Source organism: Leclercia sp. EC_58 (genome assembly GCF_019584355.1).
Taxonomy (GTDB): domain Bacteria; phylum Pseudomonadota; class Gammaproteobacteria; order Enterobacterales; family Enterobacteriaceae; genus Enterobacter.
Genome location: NZ_VDAM01000001.1, coordinates 3,424,912 through 3,442,693 on the forward strand (window position 1 = coordinate 3,424,912; position 17,782 = coordinate 3,442,693).

The window sequence follows — 17,782 nt, forward strand, 5'->3', positions numbered from 1 at the left end:
CGGTGAGGGAATCAGACCGCGCGGCAACGCCGGGTGGCGGCTGCGCCTTACCCGGCCTACGAGATCGGGGCCATTCCAGGCCGGGCAAGCGCAGCGCCGCCCGGCACTGCTCCTGTCAGGCGATCATTATCACCCGGATATCATTCACGTTGGTTAATGTAGGGCCAGTCACCACCAGATCGCCCGCGGCGGCAAAGTAGCTGTAGCTGTCATGTCCGCGCAGCATCGCCTTAGCATCCAGCGCGGTGCGAGCAAGCGTATCCGGCGTGACAATCGCTCCCGCCGCATCTTCGGTGCCGTCAATCCCGTCGCTGTCCCCGGCGATGGCGTAAATCCCCGCCTCGCCCTTCAGGGCGCAAACCAGCGCCAGCAGGAACTCGGTGTTGCGCCCGCCGCGGCCACATCCCGTGTCGCCAATCGTCACCGTGGTCTCTCCACCGCTCAGCAGCACCGCCGGACCTTTTACCGGCAGGCCGTGCTGTTTTACGGATTTCGCAATCCCGGCCATGATAATGCCTAATTGCGCGCTTTCCCCTTCCAGGGCATCGCCCAGGATCAGCGGAGTGTATCCCATCTTCTGCGCCACGGCTGCGGCAGCGGCCAGCGCGCCGGAGGGGGTGGCGATCAGGCGGATATCCTCTTCAATCTCTGCTGTCGTCACCGGGGCGCGCGGGGTGCGGAGCACCCGCATTACCGGCTCCGGCAGTTTCAGGCCATAGCGGGCGATAATCTCCAGCGCCTCTTCTGGCGTGGAGCTGTCCGCCACCGTCGGGCCGGAGGCGATGCTCTGGGGATCGTCACCCGGTACGTCGCTGATGATAAGCGTAATCACCCGGGCAGGCAGCGCCGCCAGCGCCAGACGTCCGCCTTTGATGTCCGACAGCTGCTTGCGCACCGTGTTCATCTCGTTGATGGTCGCCCCGCTCTTCAACAGCGCTTTGTTCACCGCCTGCTTGTCGGCCAGGGTGATGCCCTGGCGCGGGAGGGCCAGCAGGGACGATCCCCCGCCGGAGATAAGCGCAATCACGCAGTCGTCGGCGGTGAGGTGCTTCACCTGCTCCATCATCAGCATTGAGGCCACTTCGCTCATGGCATCGGATACCGGGTGCGCCGCCTCGACGATACGGATTTTTTCCGTCACCACCGCGTGACCGTAGCGCGTTACCACCACGCCCTGTAAATCCACATCCGGCCAGGCGGCCTCCAGCGCGGCGGCCATGGCGGCGCTGGCTTTCCCGGCGCCCGCCACAATGCAGCGGCCGCGCGGTTTCTCCGGCAGGGCGTTGATCAGCGCCTCATGGGGGTCGGCGCTTTTCACCGCCGCCATGAAGATCTCAGTAAGCGCCCCTCGCAGGGCGCTGTCGTCGTGTTGTGCCATAGGTCAGCCTTCTGCAATGGCGCGGATCACCGCCTGGGTGACCTCGCGGGTGTTGGCCGTGCCGCCCACGTCGGGGGTCATGATCCCTTCGGCGCAGACCCGCTCCACCGCCGCCATCAGGCGTGCAGCGGCTTCCCCTTCCCCCAGATGCTCCAGCATCTGCGCCGCAGTCCAGAAGCTGGCGACCGGGTTGGCGATGCCTTTACCGGTGATATCAAACGCCGAGCCGTGGATCGGTTCGAACATCGACGGGAAACGACGCTCCGGGTCGATATTGGCGGTCGGCGCAACCCCCAGACTGCCCGCCAGCGCCCCCGCCAGGTCGGAGAGAATATCGGCGTGCAGGTTGGTTGCCACGATGGTATCCAGCGACTCCGGGTGCAGGGTCATGCGCACGGTCATGGCGTCCACCAGCATCTTGTCCCAGGTGACGTCCGGGAATTCGCGGGCGACTTCGGCAGCGATCTCATCCCACATCACCATCCCGTGGCGCTGGGCGTTGGACTTGGTGACAACGGTTAACAACTTACGCGGACGGGACTGCGCCAGGCGGAAGGCGTAGCGCATAATGCGCGTTACCCCGGTGCGGGTGAAGATCGCCACCTCGGTGCCCACCTCTTCCGGCAGGCCGCGGTGCGCGCGACCGCCGTGGCCGGAATATTCCCCTTCCGAGTTCTCACGCACGATCACCCAGTCGAGGGTGCCGGGTACCGCCTTGCGCAGCGGGGACTGAATGCCCGGCAGAATTTTGGTTGGCCGCACGTTGGCATACTGATCAAAGCCCTGGCAGATCGGCAGACGCAGCCCCCACAGGGTGATGTGATCCGGCACGTCCGGCGCGCCCACCGCGCCAAAATAGATGGCATCAAAGGCTTTTAACTGCTCCAGGCCATCCTCCGGCATCATCACGCCGTGGGTTTTGTAGTAGTCCGAGCCCCACTCGAAGGTATGTACTGAGAAACGCATATCTCCCTGACGCTGGGCCAGCGCGTGTAAGACCTCAACGCCTGCGGTGATCACTTCCGGGCCGATACCGTCTGCGGGGATGGCTGCAATGGCGTAATCTTTCATGGTTTTTCCCTTAAATTAATGTTTTGACTGAATTAATGTTTCATTGGCCTGCGCTTTACGGCTGGACGCCGAAAGCCACAGCACCACCAGTGAAGAGAGGATCAGCAGCCCGGCGACGAACCACAGCCCCCAGGTGTAACTGCCGGTCTGTTGCTTAATCAGGCCAATCATGAACGGACCGACGAAGCCGCCCAGGTTGCCGAGGGAGTTGATGGTGGCGATCCCCGCCGCCGCTGCCGAACCGGAAAGGAACAGGGTTGGCATGCTCCACAGCGGTGGCTTGGAGGCGCTGATGCCGCAGTTAACGATGGTCAGGGCGAGGATCACCCCAACGATGCTCGCCGTGCTGCCCGCCATAAACAGCCCTGCCGCCGCCACAATGCAGGCGGCAATCACGTGCCAGGAGCGCTCACCGGTTCTGTCGGAATGACGCGCCCAGAGCACCATCGCTGCTACCGCCAGCACCGCAGGGATTGCATTGAGCAGGCCAACGGTCATGGAGGAGACGCCGAGCGTTTTGATGATCTGCGGGGACCAGATGCCCAGGGTGTAGAGCCCGGCGGAGGTGCCGAAGTAGACCAGCGACAGGGCGAGAACGCGTTTATCCAGCAGCCCTTTCCAGACGCTGTGCTGGGCCGTGGCCTGTTTTGCCGCCTGCTCACGTTGCAGGGTGGCAATCAGCCAGCCGCGCTCCTCTTCGCTGAGCCATTTCGCCTTTTCCGGGCGATCGGTGAGCCAGAACAGCACCACCACGCCGAGGATCACCGCCGGTACTGCTTCGAGAACAAACATCCACTGCCAGCCGGCGAAGCCCATCATGCCGTGCATCTCCAGCAGCGCCGCGGAGATCGGCGAGCCGAGGGCGGTGGAGATGGGTGCTGCTGCCATAAAGATGGCCGTCACCTGGGCGCGCTTTTGCGCCGGGAACCAGTAGCTTAAGTAGAGGATGATCCCCGGGAAGAAGCCCGCTTCCGCCACGCCGAGCAGAAAACGCAGGGTGTAGAAGCTGGTGGTGCCCTGCACGAAGGCCATGCCGCCGGAGACCAGCCCCCAGGTGATCATCACCCGGGCAATCCAGATGCGCGCCCCGACCTTATGCAGGATCAGGTTGGAGGGCACCTCAAACAGGAAGTAGCCGAGGAAGAAGATCCCGGCGCCGAAGCCAAACACTGCCGGGGAGAAGCCGAGGTCGGCGTTCATGGTGAGCGCCGCGAAACCGATATTCACGCGGTCGAGGAAGGCGATGAAGTACAACAGCATGATGAAGGGTACGATGCGCAAGGTGATTTTGCGCATTACCCGTTGTTCGATTGTGCAGGTCATGTGAGGTGTTCCTCATAATTATTTTGTAGGGTACGCAGTCGGGCTGCCCTGATGAGTATGCTGATATTTCTTGCATGATCATGCGCATCGGTTTATACAAAAAAATGCAATAATCGCGAGCGAGCCAAAATGGAACTACAACACCTGCGCTGTTTTCTGGCGGTAGCCGAAACCCTGCATTTCGGTCAGGCGGCCCAGCGCCTGGATATGCTGCCCTCCGCCCTGGGAAGGAATATTCGTCTTTTAGAAGAGGCACTTGGCACGCGGCTGTTTACCCGCTCGACCCGCCGCGTAGCGCTGACGGAGAACGGTGTTTTGCTGCGGGAAGAGGCACGAAAGCTGCTCGCCCATGCCGACGCGATTATGTTGCAATTTCGTCAAAATCCACGCCGGGCGCAGCCGCTTTTGCGCGTCGGCACCATCGACAGCGCGGCCATCGGTTTGCTGCCCGGACTGCTGCAACTCTTCCGCCAGCACTACCCGGATGTGGAGATCCAGCTGTTCGAAGATAAGACCGTGCATCTGCTGCCGAAGCTGAAAAGCGGCAGGCTGGATGTGGTCTTTATCCGCCCGCCCGCGCAGCTCGACGCCCAGTTTGGCCGGGCATTTTTATGCAATGAGCCGGGAATTCTCGCCCTGCCCGCCAGCCATCCGTTTGCCGACCGGGAGAGGGTCGATATCGCGGAGCTGGAAGGGATGCCGATGATCCTGCCGGAGCGGCGCTCGCGCCCGCACAGCCATGACCTGACCATGAATCTCTTTCATAACGCGGGCATTGAAGTGACAGTGTCACAGATGGCGGACGAGAAGCAGACCATTATCAACCTGGTGGCGGCGGGCATTGGGCTGGCGATTGTGCCCGCCTGGAGCAGTCGCTATCTGATGCCGGGCGTGAAATTTGTGCAGCTGAACGGCGCGGAGCAGATGGGGATGCCGCTGGAGGCGGTGTGGATGGCCGGGGCGCAGGATGAGATTCGGGATAATATGCTGGCGATGCTGGAGGAACATCCGGAGCTGTATGTGTGAATCGCCGGGTGGCGGCTGCGCCTTACCCGGCCTACACGGGTACAGTACACGCAGGCCGGGCAAAAGGCTTACATCGAATAACCCGGCTTCTTAATCAACTCATCCAGCTTCGGGCCAATCTCCGTATCCCAGACCTGCGCTTTCCAGTCGGCTTCTGCGACCTCGTTCAGGGCTACGGAAATGGCGCGATCTTTACTGTTCAGATGACGGGTAATCACCTCGGCGATATCCGCCGCCAGAGCGGTTTTTTGTTCGTCGTTCAGGTCGCGGGGAAAACATTTAATATCAACGTGCGGCATGTGCAGGGCTCCTTTTGAATGAGCATTCCAGACTAGCAGAGAATAGTGTTGTCTTTTAGCACCTTGTGCAGTTTCGGGAGCTTGCACACGCTATCGGCGATGGCCGTGATCTTCGGGGTATTGGCAGCAAACCAGTCCGGGCGCGGACCCCAGGTGCGCATCACGCACAGGTAGCAGTCGATCAGGGTGATCTGCTCGCCAAAAGCATACGGGGTGGCTTTGAGGTGATTATCCAGCCACAGGTAGAGCGACTTCCGGTATTCACGGCAGTTTTGCTGTAGCTGTTCCGGGGCGTCCGGTGCCCAGCGCTCCGGGTAGTCGGCATAAGTAAAGGTGGGATAGACGTTGGCTACCAGCCAGATCAGCAGGCGCTGAAACTGCTGGCGCTCCGCGCGTCCAACCGGAGGCGCAATATTGACCAGCGCCACGTCGTAGCGCCCGGAGGTGATGCCCAGCGGCCAGTCCTCCCACGCGGTCGGCACCAGCTTCAGCTTCAGACCGAGACTGCCCGCCAGCAGCCTGGCGATATCCGGATCGCTGCCGATGCGGGTGCGGTTATCGCTTGCCAGCAATGCCAGCGGCGGCGAGTTGAGCGCCGAAATAGCCACCGTCAGGGTGCCCGGTTCGACAAATTTGTAGTTAGCCGGGATCTTCGCCACCGCCTGCTTGTCCACCGTCACCGGTAGTGGCTGCTCGTTAGCCTGTAAATCAATCGCGGCGTGGCTTGTGGATGCCACCATGAGCAACGCCAGTACTCCCTTTTTCATCTTCACTCCTTACAGTACTTTGGACAGGAACTGTCGCGTTCGCGCGTGAGACGGACGGTTCAGCACCTCGTCGCTGCTGCCCTGCTCCACGATTTTGCCGTCGACCATAAACACCACCTGGTCCGCCACTTCCCGGGCGAAGCCGATCTCATGGGTCACCACCACCAGCGTCGTGCCGGAGCGGGCCAGTTTTTTGATCACATCCAGCACCTCGCCAACGAGTTCGGGGTCCAGCGCCGAGGTGGGTTCATCAAACAGCATGACCCGTGGGCGTAGGGCCAGGGCGCGGGCAATGGCGATGCGCTGCTGCTGCCCGCCGGAAAGATGACGCGACCAGGCGTCGGCTTTATCCCGCAGCCCCACCACGTCGAGCAGTTCGTAAGCCCGCTCGACGGCCTCTTTACGGCTCAGCTGTTTGTGGGCGATGGGCGCCTCAATCAGGTTCTCCAGCACCGTCAGGTGCGGGAAGAGGTTGAAGTTCTGGAACACGTAGCCGACATTGACCCGCTGTTTGAGGATCGCCTTCTCTTTCAGCTCATACAGCGTGTTGCCCTCCCGGCGATAGCCGATGTAATCCCCGTCAATCTGGATAAAGCCTTCGTCAACGCGCTCCAGATGGTTGATGGTGCGCAGCAGGGTCGATTTGCCCGAGCCAGATGGCCCGAGGATCACCGTTACCGAGCCGGGCGGGATCTCCAGCGAGACGTTATCCAGCGCCTTGTGGCGGCCAAAGAACTTGCTCACACCGGTAATGGAAATATGTCCTTCAGGAGAGGCTGGCATGGACGGGCTCCTGTGTGGTTGGGGTGGTAACGGAACGGGAGCGGGTGGCGCGGGAGCTGTTCACCGCCGAGCGGCGCTCGCTGCGGGCCAGGCCTCGCTCAACCAGATGCTGAATGGCCGAGAGCACAGTGGTGATCGCCAGATACCAGACGGCACCGACCATCAGCAGCGGGATCACCTCCTGGGTGCGGTTGTAGATCATCTGGATGGTATAAAACAGCTCCGGCATCGCCAGGACGTAGACCATCGCTGTGCCCTTGGCGAGGCTAATGATTTCGTTGAACCCGGAAGGCAAAATGGTGCGCAGCGCCTGCGGCAGAATGATACGCAGGGTGCGGCGTGAGGCAGGTAAGCCCAGCGCGGCTGCCGCTTCATACTGGCCGTGATCGACCCCTAAGAAGCCGCCGCGAATGATCTCCGCAGTATAGGCGCTCTGCACCAGCGTCAGCCCGACCACCGCCGTTGAAAACTGCCCCAGCACGTTGATGGTCTCAAAGCTGCCCCAGGTGATGCCGGTAAACGGCACGCCGAGCGACAGCGTGTCGTAGAGATAGGAGAAGTTGTTGAGAACGATCAGCACCACAATCAGCGGCAGGGAGCGGAACAGCCAGATATAGCCCCAGGCGAGGCTGCTCAACAGCCACGAGGAGGACAACCGCGCCAGCGCTAACAGGCCGCCGATCACCACGCTAAGGGCGGTGCCGATCAGGGTCAGGAGTAACGTCTGCCCCACCCCTTCGAGGATCACCGGGTCGAAGAACCAGCGGGCAAACACCGCCCACTCCCAGCGGGGGTTAAAGGCCACCGACTGAATGACCACCGCCAGCACAAACAGCGCAACAATCGCCCCCACCGTGCGCAGCGGATAGCGCGCCGGGACCACTTTGATGGTTTCAACGTTGTTCATCATCGTTCCTCATGCCAATTTACTGAACGCTTCGCGTACCAGCGTTTTGGTGAAGCGCAGCCGCCCGTCGAACGGCGGCTGGCTGTACTCTTCCGGGTCGCGGTTAAGATCGAACTGCGCCGTGTAGCCCTGGCTCAGGTAGAGCCGCACCGCTTCCGGCTGACGGAAGCCGGTGGTGAGGTAGATCTGGCTATAACCGGCAAGCCACGCCCGGCGCTCCAGCTCCTGCACTACCCGGGCGGCAAGCCCCTGCTGGCGCAGGGATTTGTCAGTCCAGATGCGTTTGATCTCGGCGGTCCGGGCGTCGAAAGGCTTATAGGCCCCGGTGGCGATAATCTTTCCGTCGCGCTCCAGCACGATAAACAGCCCCTGGGGCGCCAGATACCACTCGGTCAGTTCCACCTCGGCATCTTTAGAGAAGTAGTCCCCGTAGCGCGCCGCGTATTCTCCGAACAGCCCGTTAATAATGGGTTGAAGATCGGCGTCCTCCGGCGAAACGTCACGAAAAAGGTCGCTCATAGGTTCTCCTTAGTCGCCAAGACCGGCCGGGTTAACTTCCGAATGAGGAATACGTTCCACACCTTCACCCCAGCGGTTCAGCACCTTGTCGTAGTCGCCGTTCTTGATCACGCCGTTGAGGGCGGTCTGCACCGGCTCTGCCAGGCCACTGCCTTTTTTCAGGGTCACGGCGATGTGGGCCGCTTTCGGCCAGCCGCCATCCACGCTGCCCACCAGTTTGGTTTTACCGTTCAGAGCCGCTTTCCATGCGCCAATCACGTTCGGGCCAAAATAGGCATCCGCGTGACCGGACTGCAGCGCCAGGGTCTGGGCGGCATCATCTTTGGTGTAGATCGGCGTGAACGGCTTCAGCCCCTTCTTCTGGTTCTCCGCATCCCACGCCAGCAGGATCGCCTCCTGGTTGGTGCCGGAGCCCACAATGATCCGCAGCCCGGCGATATCCTCCGCCTTCTCAAGTTTCTTGATGGGGCTGGTGGATTTCACGTAGAAGCCCAGCGAATCTTTACGGTAGGTGGCGAAATCGAACTTCTCTTTACGCTCTTTGGTGACGGTGATGTTGCTGATTGCCGCATCGTATTTCCCGGAGGCGACGCCCAGCGGCCAGTCTTCCCAGGAGGTGGGCACGACGTTCAGCTCCAGCCCGAGGCTGTCGGCCACCAGGCGGGCAATGTCGGCCTCGCTGCCGATCAGGGTTTTGTTGTCATCGGCGAAGACCGTCAGCGGCGGCTGGCTCAAGCCGGCAATCGCCACGGTGAATTTTCCCGGTACTACCGGTTTAAAGCTGGCGGGCAACTGGGCGATGGCCTGCGGATTTTTTGCCGTGTTGATCGGTGTTTTATTGGCCTCGAGGCTCACCCCGGTGCCGTTAATCGTGACGTTCTCTGCCCAGACGGCAGGGGTAAAGGCCAGCGCAAGCGCCAGAATAAGCGATGATTGTTTCATGGCAGGTTCTCTTATTGTTTTGTGAACTGATTAACGGGCTGCGCTAAACCCAGACTCTCGCGCAGGGTGGTACCGGGGTATTCAGTGCGGAACAGGCCGCGCGCCTGCAACAGCGGCACCACCTGGTCAACAAAGCGCGGGAAGGTATCCGGCGTACCGCCCTGAATAATGAAGCCATCCGCCGCATGGCCTTCAAACCACTGCTGTAAACCGTCGGCCACCTGCTCCGGGGTGCCGGAAAAACGCGGGCGCGGCGAGGCGGCTTCCAGCGCCACCTGACGCAGGGTTAAGTTGCGCTCCCGGGCGTTGCGCTTGATCTCGTCGGTGGTGCTGCGCAAGCTGTTTTTCCCCAGATCGCCAATGTCCGGGAAGGCCTCGTCCAGCGGATACTGGCTGAAATCGTGATGCTCAAAGTAGCGGCCAAGATAGTTCAGGGCATCGTTGATGGAGACCAGCGCGGCGGTGGTCTGGTACTGCTGCTCCACGTCGTCATCATCTTTCCCGACGATGACGCTTACCCCCTGGAAGATGTGCAGTTCGTCCTCCCGACGGCCATGCTGTTTAAGCTGGCTTTTCACGTTGTGCCAGAACGCCCGGGCTTCGTCAAAGGTGTCATGGTGGGTAAAGATGGCATCGGCATGTTTCGCCGCCAGCCTTTTGCCATCGTCCGAGGCGCCGGCCTGGAAGATAATCGGCCTGCCCTGCGGCGTGCGGCCAATGTTCAGCGGCCCGGCCACCTTAAAGAAATCCCCGTGGTGATCGAGGGTGTGCAGCTTTTGCGGATCGAAGAACTGCCCGGTCGCTTTGTTACGCACAAAGGCGTCGCCCTCCCAGGAGTCCCACAGCCCTTTCACCACGTCGAGATATTCGTCGGCAATGCGGTAACGCAGGGCGTGCTCCGGGTGCTTATCCCGGGAGAAATTTTTTGCTGACCCCTCCAGCGGCGAAGTGACCACATTCCAGCCCGCCCGGCCATGGCTCAGGTGATCGAGGCTGGCGAACTGGCGCGCCACGGTGAACGGCTCGCTGTAGGAGGTAGATAATGTCCCCACCAGCCCCAGGCGGGAGGTGACGGTCGCCAGCGCCGACAGCACGGTCAGGGGCTCAAAGCGGTTGAGAAAATGCGGGATCGACTTCTCGTTGATGTAGAGGCCATCCGCAACAAAGATAAAGTCGAGCTTGCCCGCTTCGGCCTTCAGGGCCGTCTCTTTGACGAAATCAAAATTGATGCTGGCATCGGCGATTGCTGCCGGGTGGCGCCAGGCCGACAAATTCCCCGACGCGCCATGCAATATCGTGCCCAGACGCAGCTGTCGTGTTGCGGTCATAGTGACTCCTTACCCTTAAAGTTGATTCAGTGCTTTTTCTGCAAGCCGGGCGAAATAGCGCGCGGCGGGTGCGATGAAGGCTTCGTCCGGGTTAAAGGCCGGATGATGCAATCCATACTGGCTGGCGCTGCCGATGCTGACGAAGGCGCCGGGGATCTGCTGCAGGTAGACGGCGAAATCCTCCCCGCCCATATGCAGCTCGGCCTGCCGGGTCTCATAGCCGGTTTCACGCGCCACCGAGGTGGCAAACTCGGCCCAGTTGGCGTCGTTGACCAGCGCGGTAGGCCCGGCATACCAGGTGATGTCGATCTGCGCGTTAAAGGCGGCGGCAAACCCGGCGGCGATTTCAGCCACCCGGGCCTTCACGTTCTGCTGCACTTCGGTGCGATGGGTACGTAACGTGCCTTCCAGCTCGACGTTCTCCGGCAGCACGTTCCAGGTGTTGCCCCCGGTAATGCGCGTCACGCTCAGCACCACCGAATCGAGGGTGTTGACGTTGCGGCTGGCAACGCTTTGCAGGGCCGTCACCAGCTGGCTGGCGGTCACGATGGCGTCGTGACCTTCATGAGGGCGGGCGGCGTGAGCACCTTTACCGGTAATGCGCAACACGAAGCGGTCAACGTTGGCGTAGAACGGGCCGCCGCGGGTGGCAAAGTGTCCGACCGGCAAGCCGGGTTCGTTATGCATGCCGAAGATGGCGCTGACGTCGCGCAGGGCCCCGGCGCGCACCAGGCTTTTGGCGCCGCCAAAGTTCTCCTCCGCGGGCTGGAACAGGATCCGCACCCGGCCATTGAGCGCCTCTTCCCGTGCTTTCAGCTGCAAGGCCGCGCCGAGGATCACGCTGGTGTGAATGTCATGGCCGCAGGCGTGCATCACCCCGGCACGCCGGGAGGTGAACGCCACCCCGCTGCGCTCCTCAATCGGCAGGGCGTCGATATCGGCGCGCAGGGCAATCTGTTTTTCACCCCTCCCTACCTCGGCGACCACGCCGGTTTGCAGGTCATAGGGCAGGACGGCGATCCCGGCATCACCCAGCCACAGGCGCAGGCGCGCGGTGGTTTCTACCTCCTCGCCGGAAAGCTCCGGGTTCTGGTGCAGCTCGCGGCGCCAGGCGATCAGCTGTTGCTCCAGGCTCATACCGCCACCTCCCGTTGCTGGCGGGCCTGGGCCAGCAGGCGCAGGGACTGCACCCGCGCAGCGCCGTCGGCGATCGGAGTGTCGATGATGAACTCGTCGATGCCCCACTGCTGATGCAACGCCTCCAGCTGTTCCAGCACCGACTCCGCAGTGCCCACCAGCAGGGACTGGGCGCGACGAGCGATGCGCAGCGGCTCGCTGTTCGCCTGGCGGGCAAAGGCGTAGGCCTGCTCTTCGCTGGCGACGGTCACCCGCTGGCCGTTGGCCAACTCAACGCCCCACACTTCTACTGCGCTTGCCAGCGCACCAGCCTGCGCCTGTGTGGGGGCAACGATGGCCTGCACCGCGACAATCACCTCCCGGGCGCTGTGGGCGCGCCAGGTCTCAATGACCTCACGCAGAAGATCGGGGTCGCCATTCAGATGGGCGGCAAAAACAAAGTCCCAGTTGAGGCGGGCGGCGAGACGCGCGCTCTCCACGCTGGCACCCAGCAGAAAACCGGCGGCAGGCACCTGTGGCCGCGGGGTGGCACGTACCGCCCCCTCCTCTGAACCTGGGTTGATCCAGCCATCCAGCTGCGCCAGCTGTGCGGCGAAATCGCCCTTCTCCTGCGGGTTGAGGCCGAGCTGGAGCGCCTTTGTCGAGAGCGGCAGTCCGCCGGGTGCTTTGCCGACGCCCAGATCCACACGCCCCGGGGCAATGGCCGCCAGCAGGTTGAAGTTTTCCGCCACTTTGTACGGGCTGTAGTGTTGCAGCATGACCCCACCGGAGCCGACGCGAATGCGCCGGGTCTGCCCGAGGATCCAGGCAATCAGCAGCTCCGGGGACGGGCTCGCCAGTTGCGGGGTGTTGTGGTGTTCGGCAATCCAGAAGCGGTGATAACCCAGCGTCTCCGCCTGCTGCGCTAGGCTCAGGGTGCGGGCCAGCGCATCGGCGGCCGTTTCGTGTTCTGCGACAGGACTTTTATCCAGAATGCTGATTCGCCAGGACATGTTGCAATCTCGTTTGACTAAACATGTCGCCATTATTAAGGGGCGATTTCACCGCTGAGAAACAATTAATTTACATTTGGTTTGCCATATTTCAGAAATACCGCGGCGGGTTAGCGCGCTGTACGCAACTCCGCGAGCAGCGCTTCGGCCTGTTGTCGGGTGGTGATGCGGACGAAGCGGATATGGGCATAAGAGGGGTTGCGCATATCCGCCTCGTAGCGCGCCCGGTTGCTACGCCAGGTTTTCAGCGTCCAGAGCAGGATCGACTCGCGACTCAAAAAGGAGCGGCGAAAGCTCTCCCGGTTACCGGTGCCAGGCCACAGCTCCTGCTGCGTCCAGGCGCGCTTTACCGCCCGCGTCACCGCCTGACGCAGGGTGCGGGCCAGGCCGTAATCCACCCACACCACCAGATCCACGTCGCGCCATTTTATGGGCCGGGTGCGGTTATAGTTGCCGTCCAGCACCCAGCCAGGGGTTGCGCTGAGGGCGGCTTCCAGCTTCGCAACGAGAATATTGTCCGGGGTGCCCTGCCACTCCGGAAGCCAGTAGAGGGTATCCATTTCGATACAGGGCAGCGCCAGTTCCGTGGCGATCCGGCGGGCGAGCGTGCTCTTGCCGCTGCCGCTGGTGCCAATAATATTAATTTTCATCGTCTCACCTGAAGATTGGATAACCGTTGTTAACCATCATAATGTTTTATCATTGTTAATGAAACGCTATTCCGAAAGGTGTGATTTACATCATGGCTTGATTAACCCCTTTTCATTTGGCTTAAGTCGATTTATTTACCGCTCTGTTTTCCGCCTGCACTTTATTGATTGCATTTTTATTACATGAGCCCAGATGAAACTGAAAAAATAGTTAATTCAGGCGCTTTATAATTTTTTAAATTTTGTGGAGAATACGCCCGTCGTAATATTTAAGAATAACAATTTTACCTTGCCTGAACTTTTTTGGGCGGCTTCGCTTTATGCAGACATCACCCCGGAGTTATTTATGAGGCGTAACAATCACGTTACACAAAACGAGTATTTGCTTAACGAAGGCTCGACCTTAATGTCGACCACCGATATCCAGAGCCATATTACTTACGCGAACTCGGCCTTTATTGATGCCAGCGGTTATAAAGAAGAACATCTTATTGGTGAACCTCATAATGTGATCCGCCACCCGGATATGCCTGCAGAGGCGTTTGCCGATATGTGGTTTACCCTGCACGAGGGTGAGAGCTGGACGGGACTGGTAAAGAACCGCCGTCACAACGGGGATCACTACTGGGTGCGCGCCAACGTCACGCCGGTTTATCAGAATGACACGCTTACCGGCTATATCTCGGTGCGCAATATTCCCGCGCGCCATGAGATAGATGCCAGTGAAGCGCTCTATGAGCGGGTGCGTAATAATCATGTAAAAGGCCACCGCTTTTATAAAGGGGTGCTGGTTCGCCGGGGACTATTTTCCTTTCTCTCGCTATTTAAACGGCTCAGCACGGCAAAACGGATTAATTACTCCCTTGGGATAACCGCCCTGCTCGCCTTTGCCGTTTCTTTATCTCTCCCCGGCGGATTAATTCAAATTGCGGCGCTGGGGCTCCTCTTTATTTTGCAGGGCTTATTTCTTAATGCCCAGATTTGTCGCCCGTTAAAAACCATCGTCAAAAAGATGCAGTGCGTGGTTTCCGGGCGCAAAACGGCCTATACCCATTTTGAACGTGTCGACGAAATAGGCTTAATGATGCGGCTGGTTAACCAGTCCGGCTTAAACCTCAATTCACTGGTGGATGATGTGGGGACGCAAATCAGCGGTATTCGCGCTATCAGCCAGCAGGTGGCGAAGGAAGGCGATGCCCTGCAGGCGCGATCCGAAGAGACGGCGGACGATCTGCAGCAGACGGCCGCGGCGGTGGAAGAGATAGCCAGCGCGGTTCAGCAGACCGCAGATACGGCAGAACAGGCTATCCAGATGGCGGACCAGACCAGCGCCAGCCCGTACCGTGGCGAAGCCGTGATGAAGCAAACCATCGGCGTGATGCAGTCGGTATCAAAGGATAACGGCCAGATCGTCGATATTATCGCGGTGATCGACCGGATCGCCTTCCAGACCAATATTCTGGCGCTCAATGCCGCGGTGGAAGCGGCCCGCGCCGGAGAAGCCGGACGCGGTTTTGCGGTGGTGGCCGCCGAGGTGCGTAATCTGGCCCAGCACTCCGCGTCGGCGGCGAAAGAGATCGCCGCGCTTATCGAGAAAAACGTCGCCAGCGTCAATGCCGGGGTGGATATGGTAGCGCAGACCGAAGCGCAGCTGACCACCATGATTGGCAACGTACTGAACATGTCATCGCTTATTAAGGAGATAGGACACGCTACCCAGGAGCAGACCCAGGCCCTGAGCCTGATTAATGAATCCATCTCCCGTATCGGGGTAATGACCCATAACAATACCGGGATGGTCGAGCATGTCACTCAGGCGGCCAACCACCTCACCCAGCGCACCACCCGCCTGCAACAGGCGATTGCGGTGTTTGGCGGCTAAAAGTGATGGGGTAAGACGATAAAAAAACAGACGGTGGTCGCACGCCAACTGAAGATGACTTGATGGAAAGCGCATTCAGGTTAAGAATATGTTAAACCATGCGTAATCAGACAGATACCTGTCGCTGTTTTCCACAAGGGAAACCTGAATGAGTGATGAACTGCCAGACGAAAGAGTGAATACCCGTTCCGCCAGAAACAGCGGCTTAATCATTATGGCCAGGTTTATCTCTGATTTTGGTGCTTTCCTGAATATGGTTGTGCTGTCCACCTATGTGTACTTGCTGAGCCAGAGCGTAACGCATGTGAGTATCTTTCTGGCCTGCCGGGTGACGGGAGGCATCATTGCAAGTGCTGTCGGTGTGCCTTTTTTCCGCCGCTTTCATGGCCGCCTGCCTTTAGTGGCTTTTGATGTTATACGCGCTGCGCTGTTAGCCTCGCTGTTAATTTTGCCTGAGACGACCCAGCTTTATATCTTGCCTTTGATTGCGCTGGGTATTGGGCTGGGAAATTCGATGTTCGCTATCGGGCTTAACAGTCAGCTGCCCTTGTGGATTGATGAGTCCCGACGTGTATCCACAAACGCCTGGTTAACCTCTGCCTCTGCGACGGGAGCGGTTACCGGAAGCCTTGTATCCGGTATTCTTCTGGCGACCAGCGGCTACCAGATTGTATTTGCCGCGAATATTGTGACTTATCTGGTGGCGGGTTTGTGCGTACTGCCGTTACGCTTTTTGGTGCAGCCTGTTGCTGATGAGTCAACACAGCAGCGTAAAGAGTGGCGAAATCTGGTCACAGGGCTTCGGACGGCTCCGCTGTTGGCAGGCATGTTGCTGGTAACCATGGCCGATACCCTGGGCAGTGCTGCCCATAACGTAGGTTTCCCCATCATTTCTGCGCTTTTTACACCCGCATCAGCCGGGAAAACAATGGGCCTTTTGCTGGCAGTCTGGGCCAGTGGAAAATTCGCCGGGGCGCGTCTGGCAAACCACCTGTTAGTGCGCTGCGAGATGCGTACAGATCGGCTGTTTTTTTATGGCGTGGCGTTTATGTCCCTTGGTTTTATCTTTACCTTTCAACAGACTGCCCTTCCGCTGGCACTGATGTTTATCGCTGTGGCCGGGGTGGGAGATGGTCTGGCGGACGTCAGTCTGATCTCGCGTATTCAACGCGAGCCTGAATCATTAAGGCTGCCTGTTTTTAGCCTGATGACGCTGCTGCAAATGACCGGATTTGGCGTGGGTATGTTAATTGTCGCGCCATTCTATATCTGGTTTACCCCCGCGCTGGTTATTGTCATTTTTCATGGTATCCCGTTACTGACATTAGCTGCCGTATTGCTGTTTGTTCGACGCCCGTCACCCAAAAAGGCAGAACAGCCCTCTGATATTTGACCAACACGCGTGAATATCGGGTGCAAGGCATGAGATCGGGGTTTGACTAATACGCAGTACCGATCCCGGCAAAAATGGCTAACCCGGCGAAAAGGTCATATCTTTTTAAAGCGATAACCGCCGCCGGGAGCCTGGATGAAAGCAGCGAAACTGACGTCAGCGTATTCCTTACTCGCCTGGGGCGCGCTCTACTATCTCCTGGGATGGCTGTCGCTCTGTCTCGACGGCCCAGACATCCGGACGGCTTTTATCTGGCTACCTTCAGGTGTTGCCGTCACCGCCTTTTTGCTGAGTGCAAAAAAGCAATGGCTCGCGCTGTGGCTGGTCCTGTTTCTTGCCCGTCTGGTGCTGGGGCTCACCTTTCACCATACCTTCCATGTCTCCCTGGTGCTGGGGGCGCTTTCACTGACCAGCCATCTGGGGATTGCCTGGTCGGTGCACCACTTTTCACGGCATTACGATCGGCTGCATAAGATCGTCACCTGGACGATTGCCACGGTCGTCTTCAGTACCCTGAACGCGCTCGCAGGGACGATCTGGCTCTCTTCTCTTGCCGGCACCCTTCAGATGAGCTGGTTCTGGCTCGCCTGGGGCGCCAACGTCACCGGCACGCTGTTTGTCACCCCGCCGCTGATGGGCCTGCTGGCCCCGGGTGATAAAGCGGCGCGGCGCGAGTCGCTGTTGGGGGTCTGTTTAGTGTTCGCCATACTGCTGGCGACCCTGTTCATCTTTAGCGATGTGCCCGATCGCGGCGACAATATCGCCCTGATTTACTCCCTGGCCTGCCTGCCGTTGATCCTGCTGACCGCAACCACCGTGGTGTGCGGTAATCGTCTGGCGTCGCTGGCCTTTATTCTCTTTAGCGCGGTGGTTATCTACGCCTCATGGCGGGAGACCGGCCCCTTCTATTTTGCCCGCCTGACGCCGGAAGAGTCGATATTGCTGGCACAGTGCTACCTTTCCGCGGCCGCCCTGCTGCTGGTCTTTATCCGCGCCCAGAAAACACACCGTCCAGGGGATGGCCGTTTTCAGGGCGTGGCGTACTCTTTGGATCCTGAAAGCGGTCGTCTGGTCTGGGAGTCTCATGCCGACCCGCGCCTCAGTGCCGCATTAGCCCCGCTCACCAGCCGGGAAGCCCTGCTCGCCCGGGTTCCCGATGCAAAGCAGAAGCAACAGATGGTTGCCCGCTGGCAGGCGGTGGCGCAGGGTCAGCCCGTAACCGAGCCCTTTCGTTTTAGCCTGGCGTTGGCGGACCGCCCACCGGTGTCGATAACAGAGCGCAATATGCTGCTGATGGCGGATAAGGATCGCCCGGTGATTGTCGCCTTCTGGTCCGGCGAGAGAGGAAGCCTGTTTCAGACCACGCCGCAGGAGGAGGTTTAACG

At 59.9% G+C, this 17,782-nt stretch carries 14 protein-coding genes and 2 pseudogenes; 4 read left to right on the top strand and 12 right to left on the bottom strand.

The window, feature by feature from the left end; genetic code table 11:
• Positions 1 to 115: 115 nt before the first annotated feature.
• Genes FHC51_RS16800 through FHC51_RS16810 form a run of 3 tightly spaced genes read right to left on the bottom strand, consistent with a single transcriptional unit; the run spans position 116 to position 3,772 of the window.
• Positions 116 to 1,378, bottom strand: a complete 1,263-nt coding sequence (locus FHC51_RS16800; RefSeq protein ID WP_220436120.1) for a glycerate kinase — start codon at positions 1,376 to 1,378, stop codon at positions 116 to 118.
• Positions 1,379 to 1,381: 3 nt separating this feature from the next.
• Positions 1,382 to 2,449, bottom strand: a complete 1,068-nt coding sequence (locus FHC51_RS16805; RefSeq protein WP_114387006.1) for a tartrate dehydrogenase — start codon at positions 2,447 to 2,449, stop codon at positions 1,382 to 1,384.
• 15 nt (positions 2,450 to 2,464) lie between these two features.
• Complete coding sequence (locus FHC51_RS16810; protein WP_103822020.1) at positions 2,465 to 3,772, bottom strand: MFS transporter; 1,308 nt, start codon at positions 3,770 to 3,772, stop codon at positions 2,465 to 2,467.
• A 129-nt stretch (positions 3,773 to 3,901) separates the two neighbouring features.
• Between FHC51_RS16810 and FHC51_RS16815 the strand changes: the two genes are divergently transcribed.
• Entirely contained in the window at positions 3,902 to 4,798 is an 897-nt protein-coding gene (locus FHC51_RS16815; protein ID WP_220436121.1) for a LysR family transcriptional regulator, read from the top strand.
• Positions 4,799 to 4,866: 68 nt separating this feature from the next.
• Here FHC51_RS16815 and pptA read toward each other — a convergent pair whose 3' ends face one another.
• From pptA to FHC51_RS16865, 9 genes and pseudogenes are all read right to left on the bottom strand, one after another.
• Positions 4,867 to 5,097, bottom strand: coding sequence for a tautomerase PptA (gene pptA, locus FHC51_RS16820; RefSeq protein ID WP_114314907.1), 231 nt, complete (start codon positions 5,095 to 5,097; stop codon positions 4,867 to 4,869).
• Between the two features lie 374 nt (positions 5,098 to 5,471).
• A pseudogene (locus tag FHC51_RS23175) lies at positions 5,472 to 5,864 on the bottom strand (transporter substrate-binding domain-containing protein); the annotation flags it as partial.
• A gap of 9 nt (positions 5,865 to 5,873) precedes the next feature.
• Complete coding sequence (locus FHC51_RS16830) at positions 5,874 to 6,647, bottom strand: amino acid ABC transporter ATP-binding protein (protein WP_103822025.1); 774 nt, start codon at positions 6,645 to 6,647, stop codon at positions 5,874 to 5,876.
• Positions 6,631 to 7,554, bottom strand: a complete 924-nt coding sequence (locus FHC51_RS16835; protein WP_220436122.1) for an amino acid ABC transporter permease — start codon at positions 7,552 to 7,554, stop codon at positions 6,631 to 6,633. Before FHC51_RS16835 ends, FHC51_RS16830 begins: the two co-directional genes overlap by 17 nt.
• Before the next feature lie 9 nt (positions 7,555 to 7,563).
• Positions 7,564 to 8,073, bottom strand: a complete 510-nt coding sequence (locus FHC51_RS16840) for a GNAT family N-acetyltransferase (RefSeq protein ID WP_220436123.1) — start codon at positions 8,071 to 8,073, stop codon at positions 7,564 to 7,566.
• A gap of 9 nt (positions 8,074 to 8,082) precedes the next feature.
• Positions 8,083 to 10,343, bottom strand: a pseudogene (locus tag FHC51_RS23005) (NtaA/DmoA family FMN-dependent monooxygenase).
• A 15-nt stretch (positions 10,344 to 10,358) separates the two neighbouring features.
• Positions 10,359 to 11,480 carry an amidohydrolase gene (locus tag FHC51_RS16855; RefSeq protein WP_220436126.1) on the bottom strand — a complete coding sequence of 374 codons (1,122 nt, stop codon included), beginning with the start codon at positions 11,478 to 11,480 and terminating at the stop codon, positions 10,359 to 10,361.
• Positions 11,477 to 12,472 carry an LLM class flavin-dependent oxidoreductase gene (locus FHC51_RS16860; protein WP_220436127.1) on the bottom strand — a complete coding sequence of 332 codons (996 nt, stop codon included), beginning with the start codon at positions 12,470 to 12,472 and terminating at the stop codon, positions 11,477 to 11,479. Before FHC51_RS16860 ends, FHC51_RS16855 begins: the two co-directional genes overlap by 4 nt.
• 110 nt (positions 12,473 to 12,582) lie before the next feature.
• Positions 12,583 to 13,122, bottom strand: a complete 540-nt coding sequence (locus tag FHC51_RS16865) for a (d)CMP kinase (RefSeq protein ID WP_220436128.1) — start codon at positions 13,120 to 13,122, stop codon at positions 12,583 to 12,585.
• A 346-nt stretch (positions 13,123 to 13,468) separates the two neighbouring features.
• On the opposite strand from FHC51_RS16865, the gene FHC51_RS16870 reads away from it, so the two are divergent.
• The 3 genes from FHC51_RS16870 (at position 13,469) to FHC51_RS16880 (ending at position 17,780) form a co-directional block, all read left to right on the top strand.
• Positions 13,469 to 15,004: a methyl-accepting chemotaxis protein gene (locus FHC51_RS16870; RefSeq protein WP_220436129.1), complete on the top strand. Its 1,536-nt coding sequence runs from the start codon at positions 13,469 to 13,471 to the stop codon at positions 15,002 to 15,004.
• 148 nt (positions 15,005 to 15,152) lie between these two features.
• The gene (locus FHC51_RS16875; RefSeq protein ID WP_220436130.1) at positions 15,153 to 16,397 is read left to right on the top strand and encodes an MFS transporter; all 1,245 of its coding nucleotides are present in this window, start codon (positions 15,153 to 15,155) and stop codon (positions 16,395 to 16,397) included.
• 135 nt (positions 16,398 to 16,532) lie between these two features.
• Positions 16,533 to 17,780 carry an MASE1 domain-containing protein gene (locus tag FHC51_RS16880; RefSeq protein ID WP_220436131.1) on the top strand — a complete coding sequence of 416 codons (1,248 nt, stop codon included), beginning with the start codon at positions 16,533 to 16,535 and terminating at the stop codon, positions 17,778 to 17,780.
• Positions 17,781 to 17,782: the final 2 nt, after the last annotated feature.

Excerpts from the sequence above, each read along its gene's own strand:
- FHC51_RS16800 (WP_220436120.1), bottom strand. The coding sequence starts at position 1,378 with ATGGCACAACACGACGACAGCGCCCTGCGAGGGGCGCTTACTGAGATC.
- FHC51_RS16805 (WP_114387006.1), bottom strand. The coding sequence starts at position 2,449 with ATGAAAGATTACGCCATTGCAGCCATCCCCGCAGACGGTATCGGCCCG.
- FHC51_RS16810 (WP_103822020.1), bottom strand. The coding sequence starts at position 3,772 with ATGACCTGCACAATCGAACAACGGGTAATGCGCAAAATCACCTTGCGC.
- FHC51_RS16815 (WP_220436121.1), top strand. The coding sequence starts at position 3,902 with ATGGAACTACAACACCTGCGCTGTTTTCTGGCGGTAGCCGAAACCCTG.
- pptA (WP_114314907.1), bottom strand. The coding sequence starts at position 5,097 with ATGCCGCACGTTGATATTAAATGTTTTCCCCGCGACCTGAACGACGAA.
- FHC51_RS16830 (WP_103822025.1), bottom strand. The coding sequence starts at position 6,647 with ATGCCAGCCTCTCCTGAAGGACATATTTCCATTACCGGTGTGAGCAAG.
- FHC51_RS16835 (WP_220436122.1), bottom strand. The coding sequence starts at position 7,554 with ATGAACAACGTTGAAACCATCAAAGTGGTCCCGGCGCGCTATCCGCTG.
- FHC51_RS16840 (WP_220436123.1), bottom strand. The coding sequence starts at position 8,073 with ATGAGCGACCTTTTTCGTGACGTTTCGCCGGAGGACGCCGATCTTCAA.
- FHC51_RS16855 (WP_220436126.1), bottom strand. The coding sequence starts at position 11,480 with ATGAGCCTGGAGCAACAGCTGATCGCCTGGCGCCGCGAGCTGCACCAG.
- FHC51_RS16860 (WP_220436127.1), bottom strand. The coding sequence starts at position 12,472 with ATGTCCTGGCGAATCAGCATTCTGGATAAAAGTCCTGTCGCAGAACAC.
- FHC51_RS16865 (WP_220436128.1), bottom strand. The coding sequence starts at position 13,122 with ATGAAAATTAATATTATTGGCACCAGCGGCAGCGGCAAGAGCACGCTC.
- FHC51_RS16870 (WP_220436129.1), top strand. The coding sequence starts at position 13,469 with ATGAGGCGTAACAATCACGTTACACAAAACGAGTATTTGCTTAACGAA.
- FHC51_RS16875 (WP_220436130.1), top strand. The coding sequence starts at position 15,153 with ATGAGTGATGAACTGCCAGACGAAAGAGTGAATACCCGTTCCGCCAGA.
- FHC51_RS16880 (WP_220436131.1), top strand. The coding sequence starts at position 16,533 with ATGAAAGCAGCGAAACTGACGTCAGCGTATTCCTTACTCGCCTGGGGC.